General features: G+C 61.6%; 12 protein-coding genes. 6 read left to right on the top strand and 6 right to left on the bottom strand.

The window, feature by feature from the left end; translation table 11 throughout:
* On the top strand, nt 1–249 hold the full coding sequence (locus FHT70_RS15745; RefSeq protein WP_183702743.1) for a hypothetical protein: 249 nt from the start codon (nt 1–3) through the stop codon (nt 247–249).
* Here the strand turns inward: FHT70_RS15745 and FHT70_RS15740 are convergent.
* From FHT70_RS15740 to FHT70_RS15725, 4 genes are all read right to left on the bottom strand, one after another.
* Nucleotides 222–2069: a methyl-accepting chemotaxis protein gene (locus FHT70_RS15740; RefSeq protein ID WP_183702740.1), complete on the bottom strand. Its 1848-nt coding sequence runs from the start codon at nt 2067–2069 to the stop codon at nt 222–224. The two genes, FHT70_RS15745 and FHT70_RS15740, sit on opposite strands and share 28 nt — an antisense overlap.
* A gap of 153 nt (nt 2070–2222) precedes the next feature.
* Nucleotides 2223–4754 carry a HAMP domain-containing methyl-accepting chemotaxis protein gene (locus tag FHT70_RS15735; RefSeq protein ID WP_183702736.1) on the bottom strand — a complete coding sequence of 844 codons (2532 nt, stop codon included), beginning with the start codon at nt 4752–4754 and terminating at the stop codon, nt 2223–2225.
* Between the two features lie 313 nt (nt 4755–5067).
* Nucleotides 5068–5211 carry a hypothetical protein gene (locus tag FHT70_RS15730; RefSeq protein ID WP_176536335.1) on the bottom strand — a complete coding sequence of 48 codons (144 nt, stop codon included), beginning with the start codon at nt 5209–5211 and terminating at the stop codon, nt 5068–5070.
* Between the two features lie 145 nt (nt 5212–5356).
* Nucleotides 5357–6538: an NAD(P)/FAD-dependent oxidoreductase gene (locus FHT70_RS15725; protein ID WP_183702732.1), complete on the bottom strand. Its 1182-nt coding sequence runs from the start codon at nt 6536–6538 to the stop codon at nt 5357–5359.
* A 125-nt stretch (nt 6539–6663) separates the two neighbouring features.
* Between FHT70_RS15725 and FHT70_RS15720 the strand changes: the two genes are divergently transcribed.
* The 5 genes from FHT70_RS15720 to edd all read left to right on the top strand — a co-directional run bounded on the left by FHT70_RS15720 (nt 6664) and on the right by edd (nt 13622).
* Nucleotides 6664–8100 (top strand): glutamine synthetase family protein, encoded by a 1437-nt coding sequence (locus FHT70_RS15720; RefSeq protein WP_183702729.1) that lies wholly within the window; start codon nt 6664–6666, stop codon nt 8098–8100.
* A gap of 8 nt (nt 8101–8108) precedes the next feature.
* Nucleotides 8109–9404, top strand: coding sequence for an FAD-binding oxidoreductase (locus FHT70_RS15715; RefSeq protein ID WP_183702726.1), 1296 nt, complete (start codon nt 8109–8111; stop codon nt 9402–9404).
* A gap of 134 nt (nt 9405–9538) precedes the next feature.
* Complete coding sequence (gene zwf, locus FHT70_RS15710) at nt 9539–11014, top strand: glucose-6-phosphate dehydrogenase (RefSeq protein ID WP_085776991.1); 1476 nt, start codon at nt 9539–9541, stop codon at nt 11012–11014.
* A gap of 10 nt (nt 11015–11024) precedes the next feature.
* Nucleotides 11025–11723, top strand: a complete 699-nt coding sequence (pgl, locus tag FHT70_RS15705) for a 6-phosphogluconolactonase (protein ID WP_183702722.1) — start codon at nt 11025–11027, stop codon at nt 11721–11723.
* 78 nt (nt 11724–11801) lie between these two features.
* On the top strand, nt 11802–13622 hold the full coding sequence (gene edd, locus FHT70_RS15700) for a phosphogluconate dehydratase (RefSeq protein ID WP_097600348.1): 1821 nt from the start codon (nt 11802–11804) through the stop codon (nt 13620–13622).
* 84 nt (nt 13623–13706) lie between these two features.
* Here edd and FHT70_RS15695 read toward each other — a convergent pair whose 3' ends face one another.
* Together FHT70_RS15695 and ugpC are read right to left on the bottom strand one after the other, a co-directional pair.
* Nucleotides 13707–14060 (bottom strand): hypothetical protein, encoded by a 354-nt coding sequence (locus FHT70_RS15695; RefSeq protein WP_009996042.1) that lies wholly within the window; start codon nt 14058–14060, stop codon nt 13707–13709.
* Between the two features lie 176 nt (nt 14061–14236).
* Nucleotides 14237–15325, bottom strand: coding sequence for a sn-glycerol-3-phosphate ABC transporter ATP-binding protein UgpC (gene ugpC / locus FHT70_RS15690; RefSeq protein ID WP_085776988.1), 1089 nt, complete (start codon nt 15323–15325; stop codon nt 14237–14239).
* Nucleotides 15326–15327: the final 2 nt, after the last annotated feature.

The following is a 15327-nucleotide window of genomic DNA, read 5'->3' as shown; positions in this document are numbered from 1 at the left end:
ATGATCGACATGATCACCATCGCAGGCGTGCATGGATTTCGCCACCATCGCCCGCCGAGCAACAGCAAGGCGGATGAGGATCGATTCTATGACGAGTTCGGAGACAGCGGCACCATTCGCCTCGCCGCCTGGCTGACCTCGCTCGACCTCATCATCAGGCGCGTGGTGTCAAAGCGCCGCAAGGCTGCGGCGCAGTCTTGCGGCAGTCGCGGCCGGGTTCCTCAGGCGACTTTCCTTGCGCCGAGGTGAGCGGCCGCGGGCTCGGCGCCAATGCGGAAGCCTCCGATCAGCGCCATCAGCGTATCGGCCTCGCTGGCAAGCAGGCGGCTTGCCTGCGTTGTCTCGGCAACCATCGAGGCGTTCTTCTGGGTCATCTGGTCCATGGCGTTGACGGAGCCGTTGACCTCCTGCAGCGCGGCCGACTGATCGCGGCTGGCAGTGGCGATAGTCTCGACATGGCCGCTGATCGCGATGATCTCCTGGCTGATCGAGGCAAGAACGCCGCCGGTCTTCTGGACGAGTTCCGAGCCTGCTGTCACTTCCCGGCTCGACGTTTCGATCAACGACTTGATCTCGCGCGCCGCATCGGCCGAACGCTGGGCGAGTTCGCGGACTTCCTGGGCGACGACGGCAAAGCCTTTACCCGCCTCGCCGGCCCGCGCCGCTTCGATGCCGGCATTCAGCGCCAGAAGGTTGGTCTGGAAGGCGATATCGTCGATCACCTCGATGATCTGCTCGATACGCTGCGAGGCCCCTTCGATACGCTCCATGGCGGCGACGGCATCGCCAACCACCGTGCCGGAATTGTCGGCCGTCTTCTTGGTCGCGGCCACGACGCTGTTGGCTTCGCGGGCACGCTCGGCGGAGGAGCGAACTGTCACTGTGATCTCCTCAACCGCGGCGGCGGTCTCCTCCAGGCTCGCCGCCTGCGCCTCGGTGCGTTTCGAAAGCTCGCCGGCGGAGGCCGAAACGGCGCTGCTGTTGCGCTGGATCGTCGAGGCGCTGTCGCGAATGCCGGAGAGCGTATCCTGAAGCCGCAGCAGCGACGCGTTGAAATCGACGCGCAGTTGTTCCAGCCGGCCGATAAAGGGCGTGCCGATCGTTTGCGAGACATCGCCTTGGGACAGGCGTCCGAGGCCGGCCGCAAGCTGGCTGACGGCAAAATCGATCTGGCTGTCGAGCGAGCACTTGTCGGCATCGTTGCGGGCGCGTTCCGCGTCGCTCAAGGCGCGCTGTTCGACTGCTTCGGTTTCCAGATCGCGCCTGGCGCGGGCGCTGTCCCGGAAAAGCGCCAGGGCTCGGCCGATATCGCCGAACTCGTTCTTCTTCTCAAGACAAGGGATCGTCCCTTCGAGATCGCCCGAGGAGATCGAGTGGACGCTGGCGGTCAGCGCCTGCAAAGGCTTCACCGACAGGCGGATCGCATAAAAGGCGAGAACACCGACGAGCAGCATGACGATGGCGCCGATGGCGAGAATCAGGATCTGCAGCTCATTCATGCGTTGGTAATAGAATTCCATCGGAATGCCGATGAAGAGAATACCGACATTGGCATTTGATGCGTTCTTGATCGGGAAATAGCCGGTCATGAACTTGCGGCCGAATAGCTCGGCCGGGCCGTAATAGGCCTCACCCCTGGCAAGAACCGGCTGGGCCGGGTGCTCGGCTGCGAGCTTTGTGCCGACGGCGCGCTCGCCGTTTTCTTTCTTGACGTTCGTGGAGATGCGGACGTAGTCGCTGCCCTGCTTCTGGAAAATGGTCGCTACGCCGGCGATCGACTGCGCGGTGCGATCGACAAGCGAATGATCGGCAAGGGCCGGAACCCCATCCTCGGTGACGGCGGAGAGCTGATTGTCCTTCACGGCAATCTTCGCCGCCGGATCAGCTGCGCCGTAAAGGACAGCCATGGCGCGGGCGGCATCCCTGGCGTCGGAGACGGCCCCGTCCATCACATGACGGCTGAGATTGTAATAGGTTGCGCCGACGATGGCGGCCGTGCTGATCGCCAGCAGAAACAGCGTGATCGCAACGATCTGTCGCACGATAGACGTAGAAAAAAGGCGCAGCATCGTAACCCCCGGCCGGCATGACAAATGCTAAATTAAGCCAAAAGCGTTAAGGAAAAATTTTCCGTAAATCAGAGCGGCGGGAAGCGCGATTCTGCACACAAAAGAAAACGGCCCCGGGAAGAGCCGGGGCCGTTTGGATGAGAAGGATCGCGATCAGGCGGCGCGATAAACCTCGGCTTCGGCCGCCTCGCCGTGGATCTTGAACTGCTGGATCAGACGGCGCAACGCGTCAGCCTCGTCGGCCAGTTCGCGGCTGGCGGCCGTCGTCTCCTCGACCATCGCGGCGTTCTTCTGCGTCATCTGGTCCATCTGATTGACCGTCGAGTTGACGCTCTGCAGCGCGTTGGACTGGTCGTGGCTGGCGCGGGCGATCATCTCGACATGCTGGCTGATCGTGACGATCTGGGCGCTGATCTTCGCAAGCACGGTGCCGGTTTCCTGGACGAACTGCGAGCCGGAGCTGACCTCGCTGGTCGACTTGTTGATCAGGCCCTTGATCTCCTGCGCAGCCGCCGCGGAGCGCTGGGCAAGTTCGCGGACTTCCATGGCGACGACGGCGAAGCCCTTGCCGGCCTCGCCGGCGCGGGCCGCCTCGATGCCGGCGTTGAGCGCCAGCAAATTGGTCTGGAAGGCGATCTCGTCGATGACGCCGATGATCTGCTCGATCTGACGCGAGGCCTCCTCGATGCGGCCCATGGCGTCAATCGCATTGCTGACGACGACCGCGGAATCGTCGGCGCTGCGCTTGGCCTGGCGGACGATCTGGTCCGCGTCCTTGGCGCGTTCGGCCGACGAACGGACCGTGACGGTGATCTGATCGACGGCTGCGGCGGTCTCTTCGAGCGAGGCAGCCTGCTGTTCCGTGCGCTTGGAGAGATCCTCGGCCGAGTGGGCCATCTGGTTGCCGTTGCCTTGGATCAATTCGACGTTGTCGCGGATCTGGCTCATCGTTGCCTGCAGCCGCAGCATCGAACCGTTGAAATCCTGACGAAGTTGTTCGAGTCGGCCGATGAAGGGGGTATCGATCGTCGTCGAGATATCGCCCTGCGACATGCGCTCGAGGCCGGCCGCAAGTGCGTTGACCGCGAACTCGATCTGACGGTCCATTTCGCGCTTTTCGGCATCGTTGCGCTGGCGCTCGTGCTCGGCGGCAGCGCGCTCCTCGTCGCTCTGTTCCTCGATGCGGATCTTCGAGATGGCATTTTCCTTGAAGATGCCGAGCGCCCGGGCCATGTCGCCGATTTCGTCATAGCGCTGCTCGCCCGATATGCTGGTATCCAGGGCTCCGTCGGCAATCCGGCGCATGGCGGCGGTGATCTGGCTGATCGGGCGCTGCAGTGTCAGCACCAGGGCGATGCCGCCGAGGATCGACAGAAGAATGCCGAGGCCAGTGGTCATGACGGAGATGCTGTTTGCCTGGGTGCGCTCGGTTCCGGCCGTCTGCTTCTGCAGTTCGGCGAAATCAGTGAGCTTCCTCCAGATCCCGTCGAGTTCCTGGCGCGCTGCGGCATAGGCCGTCACGCGCTCGCCGATCGTATCGACAATCTTCGAACCGCCGCCCGATATGACGTCAAGCGCCGGCTTGATCGCGTCCGATATGCCTTCGGCAAAGCCCATTCCCTTGGCGCTGGTGGCCAGCACCTCCATGTCCTTGCCGAGCGTGCCGGTCTGCTGCTGCAGACGGACCAGATTGTCCCTGCTTGAATTGGCGAGGAAATCGGAAAGGACGATCTGCAGCGCATAGACGGAATTTTCCAGGCGCCGCGTATCCTGAAGAACGGAATTGGTCTGGCCAATGCGGCCCTCGAGTTCAGCAAAACTCTGTGTCGCCTGACGCATCATTTGCGTCGCGGTCAACTGTGTGTAAGTCGAGGTCTGACGGAAGCGCGAAATGAGGCGGCCGAGTTCGGTGATGTTCTCGTCGGTCGGGCTGGGCATCTGGGCGATCGCCTTAATGCCGTCGATGGTCGCTGCCAGCGCATCGATGACATTCTTCTGATTGGCCGGAACCGAAATGGCGATCAAGCGCTGCGACTTGATGATCGCGGGCATCTGTTCGTTGATGAAGGCGATCTTTTCCTCAGGCGTCTGCGGCTTGGCGTAGCCGCTGGCCACGGTGCCGAAGAAATCGCCGCCCTTCAATAGGCGGTCGGCCGTGCGCAGCGTTATGGTGGCAGCGCCTTCATCGCGCTGGAGCGCGGTCTGCAATTCCTCGGCCTGATAGGAGACCGTGAAACGGGTGCTGATCAGGCTCTTCTGCGCCGCATCGATCTGCTCATGCAGCGCCTGTTCCTGCTCGTGCAACGCCCAGAGCTTGTCGACGACGCCCGAAATCTCCTTGGTGCGGCTCGAAGCTTCCGCGAGGCTGTCCCGGCCGGCAGCCTGTTCACCGACCTGGTCGAGCGTCTGATCGAGCACGCCCTGCTGCATCTTCAGATCCGACAGCAGCTTATCACGCGCCTCGGGGCTGGTGACGCGCAGGAAATCGTCCATCGAACCGTAGAGATCCTTGAACCCGCTCAGCGACTGCAGCACGCTATTGGATATTTCCATGCGGCCCTGAAGAAGGCCGGATGCGTAAAGGCCGGTCAATCCCACCGCCGAAATGGTAACGACAAAGGGCAGAACGAAGATCAAAACCTTGGTCTTGATCCTGAAACGGGAAAGAATCTTGTCAATCAACATGGCGTTCCGGGCCTTTCATACACTACTCCTCCCGCCGGCAGCCATAAGGCGCGCCAGCCGAGTGCACATCGAATTATTCTATTTCCATCGGGGGACCTGGAGGCCAGGCGGCAGTCATTGCCAGTTCATGTCCAAGCAAATTTGGAAACGCCCAAATAATCGCGGGCGATTGTGTCAGATTAGATATTAATTTTCAGATAAGCGGTAATGGTGACTTAAGCCAAGACGGTGAAATAATTGCAGATTATGCGCCACGCGGCCGCAGCGTCGCGATCGGAGGCCGGCAAGTTTGCTTTCAGATGGGCGGGCAGGATCAGATGAGGTTGGCTAGCAGCAGCGCCAGGCTGGCGGCGGTCGCGCCGGCTGCGAGCATCAGGTATCGCAGGGTGGCGATGCGGGCGTCGGGTTTTGCCTGGGCGATTGCGATGGCGCGGGCGCGTCGTGCGTTTCTGTTCATGCTCGAAACCTCACTCTTATGACACAACAGTCCAACAAAAAGGCCTGCCGGTAAAGCTTAATTTGGGAAAAGCTTTCAGAGCCGGCAATTGAGACAGGATGGCGCACCTCTCTTAAGAAGTCTTGAATCGTTATTGCGGATATTTCTAAGCAGATTCGCCGGCGGCAAAACCGGAAGCCCAGGCCCATTGGAAATTATAGCCGCCGAGCCAGCCGGTGACGTCAACACATTCACCGACGAAATAAAGGCCGGGAACGGTCTTTGCTTCCATGCTGCGGGAATCGAGGCCCGCGGTGTCGATGCCGCCGAGCGTCACCTCGGCAGTGCGATATCCTTCCGAGCCGGATGGTTTGATGATCCAGTTCTGGGCGCTGGCGGCCAGCCGCTGCAGGGCCTTGTCCGGCAGGTCGGCCATATTACCGGCGATTTTTTCCCGCTCGACGAGAAACTGGGCCAGCCGCTTCGGCAGGATATCGCCGAGAGCTGTCTGGGCCGACTGGCGGCCATTAAGCCGCTTCGCCGTCTTCAAATGCGCCGATATGTCGACATCCGGTTCGACTGCAACGACGATTTCATCGCCCTCCCGCCAGTAGGAGGAAATCTGCAGGATGGCGGGGCCGCTTAAACCCCGGTGGGTAAACAGCAGAGCTTCACGGAAGGCAGTGCGGCCGTGGCGGATTTCGGCGGGGGCCGAGATGCCGGCAAGCGGCGCAATGCTTGCAAGCATGCCTGGATCCACCGTCAGCGGCACGAGAGCCGGGCGGGTTTCGAGCAAGGTGAGGCCGAACTGTTCGGCAAGGCGATAGGCAAAGCCGGTGGCACCCATCTTCGGGATCGATTTGCCGCCGGTCGCCACGATGAGAGAGGATGCCTCGAAGACGCCTTCGCCCGTGGAGACGCGGAAGCCTGCCTCCCTCCTCTCGACGCCGGATACTTCGGTGCCGAGATGCAGGCCCGCGCCGACCGCGCGCATCTCGTCCAGCAGCATACGAATGATGTCCTTGGCGTTATCGTCGCAGAACAACTGACCGAGCGTCTTTTCATGCCATGCAATGCCATGCCGATCGACCATGGCGATGAAATCGGCGGGCGTGAAACGGGCAAGCGCCGACTTGCAGAAATGCGGATTGGCGGAAAGGAAATTCCTCGGTCCGGCATGGATATTGGTGAAATTGCAGCGGCCGCCGCCTGATATGCGGATCTTCTCGCCAGGCGCCTTCGCATGGTCGATGACCACGACCGAGCGGCCGCGTTTGCCCGCGCGAATGGCCGCCATCATGCCGGCGGCTCCGGCGCCGATGACGATGACGTCGCTTTTGTGCTGCAAACCTTTTTCCCCGATCCAACCGGCGTCTTCTTTTCCATCAAAGGACGAAAGTCAACGTTCTCAACCCCTCGCCAATTGGCAAACTCCGGCTATGATGGCGCCACGATCAACCAAACCGGTGTGTCATGTCCCCAAAAAAGACGACGCTGAAGCCTGCCAGAAACGTACCCGCCTCGACCAAAACACCCCCGGACCCCGGATCCCTGCGTGGCGTTGCGAACTGGAAGGAAGCGGCGCAGTGGCTGAGGGCTAGGAGCATCGAAGACATTGAATGCATCACGCCGGATCTTGCCGGCGTTCCGCGCGGCAAGATGATGCCGAGTTCCAAATTCACCTCCAACACCTCACTGGCCCTGCCTTCGGCGATCTACCGACATACGATTTCAGGTGAGTATCCGGAGGAGACGGAGAGCTTCCGATACGAGCCGCGCGACAGCGATCTGAAGCTGATGCCGGATCTGTCGACGCTATCGGTCGTGCCCTGGGAGACCGACCCGACGGCGCAGGTGATCTGCGATATCGTCGATTCGGATGGCGGGGAAGTGCCCTATACGCCCCGCAACGTCTTGAAGCGGATCATGAGCCTTTATCATGATCGCGGCTGGAAGCCGATCGTCGCACCCGAGATCGAGTTCTACCTGGTCGCCAAGAATGACGACCCCGACTATCCGCTGCATCCTCCGAAAGGCCGCTCCGGCCGCTCGATCCTCGGCGGCCAAGGCTATTCGATCGCCGGCATCAACGAGTTCGACGAGCTGATCGACGACATCTACCATTTCTCCGAGAAGCAGGGGCTGGAGATCGATACGCTGATCCACGAAGAGGGACCAGCGCAACTCGAGATCAACCTGCGCCACGGCAATCCGATCGAGCTTGCCGACCAGGTGTTCCTGTTCAAGCGCACGATCCGTGAAGCGGCGCTGAAGCACGACATCTATGCGACCTTCATGGCCAAGCCGATGCAGGGCCAGCCGGGATCGGCGATGCACATCCACCAGTCAGTAGTCAATGTCGAGACAGGCAGAAACGTCTTCTCCAATGCGGATGGATCGGCCTCGAAGGAATTCTTCCATTTCATCGGCGGCATGCAGAAATTTGTGCCGAGCGCGATGGCGATGCTGGCGCCCTATGTGAATTCCTATCGGCGCCTGCAGCCCGACATGTCCTGCCCGGTCAACAACGCCTGGGGCTACGACAACCGGACGACCGCCTTCCGCGTTCCGGTTTCCGATCCGCAGGCGCGGCGGGTGGAAAACCGGCTGCCGAGCTCGGACGCCAATCCCTATCTGGCGCTCGCCGCCTCGCTTGCCGCCGGCCTGCTCGGCATCATGAGGCAGATCGAGCCGACGGCGCCGACCGAGGATTCGGCCAATGAGGGCTCGATCGACCTGCCGCGCGGCCTGCTGGAAGCCGTGGCGCTGATGGAGGACGAGCCCGCCTTCGAAGAGGTGTTCGGCAAGCAGTTCATCGGCCTTTACGCCGGCGTCAAGCGCGGCGAATTCGAGACCTTCATGCAGGTGATCAGTCCCTGGGAGCGGGAGTTTCTTCTGCTCAACGTGTGAGCGATATCATGGCATCGCAGGCGATGTGGCAGAGCCCGATTGCGCCCGGGCTATCCTGGTATCAGGCAACTGTCGGGGAGCGGCCGACCTACGCCGCTCTCGACGGCTCGAGAACATGCGACGTCGCAATTGTCGGCGGCGGCTATACCGGCCTGCAGGCCGCCTACAACCTCGCCAAGTCAGGCGTTTCCGTCGTGCTGATCGAGGCCTGGCGCTTCGGAGACGGAGCGTCGGGGCGCAATGGCGGCCAGCTCGGCACCGGCCAGCGATGGTGGCCGGAAGAGCTTGAGGAAAAGATCGGCTACGAACGCTCGAAAGCCCTGTTCGATGTCGCCGAGGCGGCCAAGCGCCATCTTCTCGATTTCGCCCGGGAACATCAGATCGAGATCGATTATGTGCCCGGGCAGCTCAACGTCGCGCACAAGGCAAGCTACGAACGTGACTACCGTGAGAATGCCGAAATCGCCGCTGAGCGCTATGGCTACCCGCATTTGAGCTTCATGGATGAGAAGGAAACGCAGGAGCGGCTCGGCTCGAAGCGTTTCCACTGCGGCGTGCGCGATGTCGGGACCGGCCATATTCATCCGCTCAAGCTGCTCATCGGGCTCGCCCGGGTGGCCGCCAATGCCGGCGCGTCCATTTTCGAGATGACCCAGGCAAAGGCGATCCGCCAAAGCGGCGGCAAGGTGACGATCGAAACCGAAAAGGGCACGATCACCGCCGACCGGGCGCTGATCGCCTGCAACGGCCATATCGGCAATCTTGAGCCGGTGACGGCAAGTCATGTTATGCCGATCCGCTCCTTCATCGGCGCCACTGTTCCGCTCGACGGCTACCCCGATGTGCTGCCGGGGGGCGAGGCCGTCGCCGATTCGCGCTTCGTCGTGCGCTATTTCCGCAGATTCGAAGGCCGCCTGCTGTTCGGTGGGCGCGAGGCCTATACGGCTGACAATCCGCGGGACATATCGGAGCATATCCGCCGGCAGATCGCCGAGATCTATCCCGACCTGAAGGATATCGAGATCACCCATGCCTGGGGAGGCAGCGTCGGCATCACCATGCCACGCCAGCTTTTCGTGCGCGAGGTGATGCCCGGCGTCACCTCGATCGGCGGTTATTCCGGCCATGGCGTCATGCTGTCAAACTACTGTGGCAAGCTCTACGCGGAAGCGGTGCTCGGAAAATCCGGCGATCTTGATCTGTTCAAATCGCTCGACATTCCCGCCTTTCCCGGCGGAGCCCGGATGCGGGCGCCGTTGCTTTTCCTGGCCTTGTCGTGGTTTGCGCTTCGCGACAAGTTTTAGTCCGATTGCGGATTTCCTCTTTGCGGAATTCGCTCTAAAACCGGTGCCTGACAGATTCATTGCACTGCACACTGGCTTTTTTAAATCGATTAGATTAAAAGGGCCGCCAACCAGCCTGATTGAGAGACAAGCTCATGAGCAGCCAGATCATTCCCGTTGAGCCTTTTGATTATGTCGTCTTCGGTGGCAGCGGCGACCTTGCCGAACGTAAGCTTCTGCCTGCGCTCTACCATCGCCAGATCGAAGGTCAGTTCACGGAACCGACGCGTATCATCGGCGCCTCGCGCAGCCCGCTTTCGCATGAGGAATATCGCAAGTTCGCCAAGGATGCGCTGAAGGAACACCTGAAGAAAGGCGAATACGACGACGCGGAGGTCGAAAAGTTCTGTGCCCGCCTCTACTATGTTTCGGTCGACGCCCGCACTGACACGGGCTGGGATCAGCTGAAGAAACTGCTCGACGAAAGCAGGGACCGGGTGCGCGCCTTCTATCTGGCGGTTGCGCCCGGCATCTTCGGCGATATTTCCCAGAAGATCCATGACCACAAGCTGATCACCAAATCGACCCGCATCGTCGTCGAGAAGCCGATCGGCCGTGATCTGGCCTCGGCGCTGCAACTCAACGACACGATCGGCCGCGTCTTCAAGGAAGAGCAGATCTTCCGTATCGACCACTATCTCGGCAAGGAGACGGTGCAGAACCTGATGGCCTTGCGTTTCGCCAATGCGCTTTACGAGCCGCTGTGGAACGCGAACTATATCGATCATGTGCAGATCACCGTGGCGGAATCGGTCGGCCTCGAAGGTCGCGCCGGCTATTACGACACGGCCGGCGCGCTGCGCGACATGGTGCAGAACCACATTCTGCAGTTGCTCTGCCTGACGGCGATGGAAGTACCATCGTCGATGGATTCGGAAGCCGTTCGCGACGAGAAGCTGAAGGTGCTGCGCGCCCTGAAGCCGCTCGATGCCTCCAATGTCGAGCAGGCGACGGTCCGCGGCCAGTATCGCGCCGGCGCTTCGGGAAGCGGCCCGGTCAAGGGTTATCTCGAAGAGCTGGAAGGCGGCGTCTCGAACACCGAGACTTTCGTCGCCATCAAGGCCGAGATCAATAACTGGCGCTGGGCGGGCGTTCCCTTCTACATCAGAACCGGCAAGCGGCTTACCGGACGCATGTCCGAGATCGTCATCACCTTCAAGCCGATCCCGCATGCGATCTTCGACCAGGCGGCCGGACGCATCGTCGCCAACCAGCTGATCATCCGCCTGCAGCCGGATGAGGGCGTCAAGCAGTCGCTGATGATCAAGGATCCGGGTCCGGGCGGCATGCGGTTACGCAACGTATCGCTCGACATGAGCTTCGCCCAGGCGTTCAATGTCCGCAATCCGGACGCTTACGAGCGCCTGCTGATGGACGTGATCCGTTCCAACCAGACCCTGTTCATGCGCCGCGACGAAGTCGAAGCCGCCTGGAAATGGGTGGATCCGATCCTCAAGGGTTGGGAAACGACCGGCCAGCAGGTGCAGGGCTATACAGCTGGCACTTGGGGTCCGAGCCAGGCCATCGCGCTGATCGAGCGCGACGGCCGCACCTGGCATGACGACATCTAGGACGACATCGATGGCCTCAACCCTGCATTCCTTCGCCAGTGCCGCCGAACTCGCCGGCAGCCTCGCCGATAAGATTGCCGATACGCTCTCGGCGTCCATCTCCGCTCGAGGTGCGGCGTCCATGGCCGTTTCCGGCGGTTCGACGCCGAAGGCCTTCTTCCAGGCGCTTTCGACACGCGACATTGCGTGGGACAAGGTGACGATCACGCTGGTGGACGAACGCTTCGTACCGGCCGACAATCCGCGCTCGAATCATCTGCTGGTCGATGCCAATCTCTTGCAGAACAAGGCGAAGGCGGCGCGTTTCGTGCCGCTTTACCAGCCGGCAGCTTCGGTCGAAGAGGCCGCAAGGCTTGCGACGGAAAAGAGCGCCGAAATAGGCATCCCCTTCGACGTGGTGATCCTCGGCATGGGCGGCGATGGCCACACGGCCTCGTTCTTTCCGGGCGGCAGCAATCTTGCCCAGGCGCTCGACGCATCGACGCCGCGCGGCGTCATCCCGATGGAAGCGGAAGGAGCCGGCGAGCCGCGCCTGACCTTCACCTTCTCCAGTCTTCAGGATGCCGCACTCCTGGTGCTCCATATCGAGGGCGAAGGCAAAAAAGACGTTCTCGCCAAGGCGGAAGGCAGCGGTGACGAGGCAGAAATGCCGATCCGCGCCGTTCTGCGCCGGGCCACTTCCCCGGTCGAGATCTACTGGGCTCCCTGATCGGCCCCAGACCCGGATCCGGATTCAGGCCGGAGCCGCCGAGAGAGTTAGAGACAACGAATAAGGCAGGGATTTTCCATGTCCGCTCATGCACGCATTTCTGCGATCACGGATCGCATCGTCGAACGCTCGAAGCCGACCCGCGAGCGCTACCTGGACCGCCTGCGCGCCGCAGCTTCAAAGGGCGTGCAGCGCTCGGTGCTCGGTTGCGCCAACCTCGCCCACGGCTTCGCCATCTGTTCCCCCGCCGATAAGGACGCGCTCGCCGGCGACCATGTCCCCAACCTCGGCATCATCACCGCCTATAATGACATGCTCTCGGCCCACCAGCCGTTCGAGACCTATCCGGCAATCATCCGCGAGGCGGCCGCCGAGGCTGGCGGTGTCGCCCAGGTGGCCGGCGGCGTGCCCGCCATGTGCGACGGCGTCACCCAAGGACAGCCTGGCATGGAGCTCTCGCTCTTCTCGCGAGACCTGATCGCCATGGCCGCGGGCGTCGGCCTATCCCACAACATGTTCGATGCCGCCCTCTTCCTCGGCGTCTGCGACAAGATCGTGCCGGGCCTTGTCATCGCGGCCCTGTCCTTCGGTCATTTGCCGTCGATCTTCGTTCCGGCCGGTCCGATGACGACGGGATTGCCGAATGACGAGAAGTCGCGCGTGCGCCAGCTCTTTGCCGAGGGCAAGGTCGGCCGCGCCGAGCTGCTGGAGGCGGAATCGAAGTCCTATCATGGTCCCGGCACCTGCACCTTCTACGGCACCGCCAATTCCAACCAGATGCTGATGGAGATCATGGGTTTCCACATGCCGGGATCCTCTTTCATCAACCCCGGCACGCCGCTGCGCGAAGCACTGACGCGCGAAGCCGCCAAGCGGGCGCTGGCGATCACGGCACTCGGCAACGAATTCACGCCGGCCGGCGAGATGATCGATGAGCGCTCCGTCGTCAACGGCGTCGTCGGCCTGCATGCGACCGGCGGCTCGACCAATCACACGCTGCACCTCGTCGCCATGGCGCGGGCAGCCGGCATTCAGCTGACCTGGCAGGACATCGCCGAGCTTTCCGAAATCGTGCCGCTGCTTGCCCGCGTCTATCCGAACGGCCTTGCCGACGTGAACCATTTCCAGGCGGCCGGCGGCATGGGTTTCCTCATCAAGGAACTCTTGAAGCACGGGCTGGTGCATGACGACGTTCGCACCGTCTTCGGCCAGGGCCTCGAAGCCTATACGGTCGATGCCCGCCTCGGCGAGAACCGCACCGTGCTGCGCGAACCGTCGCCGGACAAGAGCCACGATCCGAAGGTGCTTGCCAACATCGAGACGCCTTTCCAGGCAAATGGCGGGCTGAAGATGCTGCGCGGCAACCTCGGCAAGGCGGTCATCAAAATCTCGGCCGTCAAGCCGGAGCGCCACGTCATCGAGGCGCCGGCGATCATCTTCCACAGCCAGCAGGAACTGCAGGACGCTTTCAAGGAAGGCAAGCTCAACCGCGATTTCGTCGCCGTCGTGCGCTTCCAGGGGCCGAAGGCGAACGGCATGCCGGAACTGCACAAGCTGACGCCGCCGCTCGGCGTGCTGCAGGATCGCGGCTTCCGCGTGGCGCTCCTAACCGACGGGCGCATGTCCGGCGCATCCGGAAAGGTACCGGCGGCGATCCACGTCACCCCGGAAGCCGTCGACGGCGGCCCGATTGCCCGCATCCGGGACGGCGACATCATTCGCCTCGACGCAATCAAGGGCACGCTCGAAGTGCTGGTCGACGCAGCCGACATGGCCGAGCGCGAGCCGGTGAGCATCGATCTCTCCGACAATGAATTCGGCATGGGCCGTGAACTCTTCGCCCCCTTCCGCCGCGCCGTCGGCGCTTCCGATCAGGGTGCGAGCGTGCTTTTCCACTGAGCACGAACGCCCGGAGCAAACAAAAACCCGCGGAGTGCGCACGAAGCACCCCGCGGGTTTTCTGTATCAGGTCCGGTGATATCCTTAGGCGCGGATATCGAGAACGTAATCCTTGTGCGCCGGGTGCGTGCTGTAGACGAAGATCTTGTTGAGTTCCTTCTGGGTCAGCAGTCGCAGGAAACGCACCTCGATCGTGTTGTTGGCATTCACCTTCATCAGCAGGCAACCGACCTTGGTGATGCGGGCATCCGGAATATCCAGATAGAACTGCTTCGGCAGGTTGAACTGGGTCAGGATGGCGAGCGTCGCGCTGCTCATCGAGATGCGGACGATATCGCAGCGGCGCGAAGCCGCGTGCATGACACCCTTTTCCGTATATTCGATGCGCGCGGCATTCATTGTGTCCTCCATCTTGAACCGCGCCTCGCGGTCATACATGAAGGATTCTTCCTTGCTCAGGAAGTGAGGTCTTGGCTGTGATGGATTGGAAGCGGCCACGTGCTTGTCCCCCTCGTAAATCGACTGGGAAAAGGTAGCAGCCGATCTTTAACAGAAAGTGAGAATTCGGCCCGTCCCGCACAATTTCTGGTGTTATTACCCCAAAAATGGCTTCCTCATTTCCGATAGGTGTGGCCGGTCGCGTCAAAGAGATGCAGCTTCTGCCGATCGGCGGCAAAGCGCATCTTCTGGCCCTTATGGACATCGTAAATGCCCGGCAACTTGACAACGATCGGCTCACCGGGAACCAGGCCCTCGATATAAAGCAGCGTCACTTCGCCGAGCGCCTCGACGATCGAGACTTCGCCCTCGAAAACATAGTCGCTCCCGTCGGCGATCCTCAGATCTTCGGGACGAACGCCGAAGCTCGCCTGCTTGCCTTTCTCGGAAGCTTCGGTCGCCACATCTAATGTCACCGACATGCCGCCGGTCAGCGTTACGGTCGTCTGGCTGCCGGTCCCGGCAATCGTCGCCGGAATGATGTTCATGGCGGGCGAGCCGATGAATTTCGCGACGAAGAGGTTGGCCGGGCGTTCGTAGAGTTCCAGCGGCGCGCCGACCTGCTCGATATTGCCGGCCGAGAGGACGACGATACGGTCGGCGAGCGTCATCGCCTCGACCTGGTCGTGGGTGACGTAGATCATCGTCGTATCGGCCATCTGCTCGTTAAGGCGGGCAATTTCGATACGGGTGGCAACGCGCAGCGCTGCATCGAGGTTGGACAGCGGCTCGTCGAACAGGAAGACCTTGGGATCGCGGCAGATGGCGCGGCCGATCGCCACGCGCTGGCGTTGGCCGCCCGACAACGCCTTCGGCAGGCGGTCGAGATATTTGGTCAGCTGCAGGCTCTCGGCCGCCGCGCGGACACGGCGGTCGATCTCCTGTTTGCTTTCGCCGGCGATCTTCATGCCGAAGGCCATATTGTCGTAGACGGTCATGTGCGGATAGAGCGCGTAGGACTGGAAGACCATTGCGATGCCGCGCTTCGATGGCGGCACGTCATTGACGAGCTGGCCGTCGATATACATCTCGCCGCCGGTAATCGCCTCGAGACCGGCAATCATGCGCAGAAGCGTGGACTTGCCGCAACCGGACGGACCGACGAAGACGATGAATTCGCCCTGCTTGATATCGAGGTCGATACCATGGAGAACATCCACGGAACCGTAGGATTTGCGGATGTCCTTCAGTGTCAGTCCAGTCATTT

It is taken from the genome of Rhizobium sp. BK049 (assembly GCF_014193135.1).
In the GTDB taxonomy this organism is placed as follows: Bacteria; Pseudomonadota; Alphaproteobacteria; order Rhizobiales; family Rhizobiaceae; genus Rhizobium.
This window is presented reverse-complemented; position numbering and strand designations above follow the sequence as displayed.

What these genes read in the sequence shown, in the direction of transcription:
- FHT70_RS15720 (WP_183702729.1), top strand. Translation starts at nt 6,664, where the DNA reads ATGTCCCCAAAAAAGACGACGCTGAAGCCTGCCAGAAACGTACCCGCC.
- FHT70_RS15715 (WP_183702726.1), top strand. Translation starts at nt 8,109, where the DNA reads ATGGCATCGCAGGCGATGTGGCAGAGCCCGATTGCGCCCGGGCTATCC.
- FHT70_RS15735 (WP_183702736.1), bottom strand. Translation starts at nt 4,754, where the DNA reads ATGTTGATTGACAAGATTCTTTCCCGTTTCAGGATCAAGACCAAGGTT.
- ugpC (WP_085776988.1), bottom strand. Translation starts at nt 15,325, where the DNA reads ATGACTGGACTGACACTGAAGGACATCCGCAAATCCTACGGTTCCGTG.
- pgl (WP_183702722.1), top strand. Translation starts at nt 11,025, where the DNA reads ATGGCCTCAACCCTGCATTCCTTCGCCAGTGCCGCCGAACTCGCCGGC.
- FHT70_RS15740 (WP_183702740.1), bottom strand. Translation starts at nt 2,069, where the DNA reads ATGCTGCGCCTTTTTTCTACGTCTATCGTGCGACAGATCGTTGCGATC.
- edd (WP_097600348.1), top strand. Translation starts at nt 11,802, where the DNA reads ATGTCCGCTCATGCACGCATTTCTGCGATCACGGATCGCATCGTCGAA.
- FHT70_RS15695 (WP_009996042.1), bottom strand. Translation starts at nt 14,060, where the DNA reads ATGTATGACCGCGAGGCGCGGTTCAAGATGGAGGACACAATGAATGCC.
- FHT70_RS15745 (WP_183702743.1), top strand. Translation starts at nt 1, where the DNA reads ATGATCGACATGATCACCATCGCAGGCGTGCATGGATTTCGCCACCAT.
- FHT70_RS15730 (WP_176536335.1), bottom strand. Translation starts at nt 5,211, where the DNA reads ATGAACAGAAACGCACGACGCGCCCGCGCCATCGCAATCGCCCAGGCA.
- zwf (WP_085776991.1), top strand. Translation starts at nt 9,539, where the DNA reads ATGAGCAGCCAGATCATTCCCGTTGAGCCTTTTGATTATGTCGTCTTC.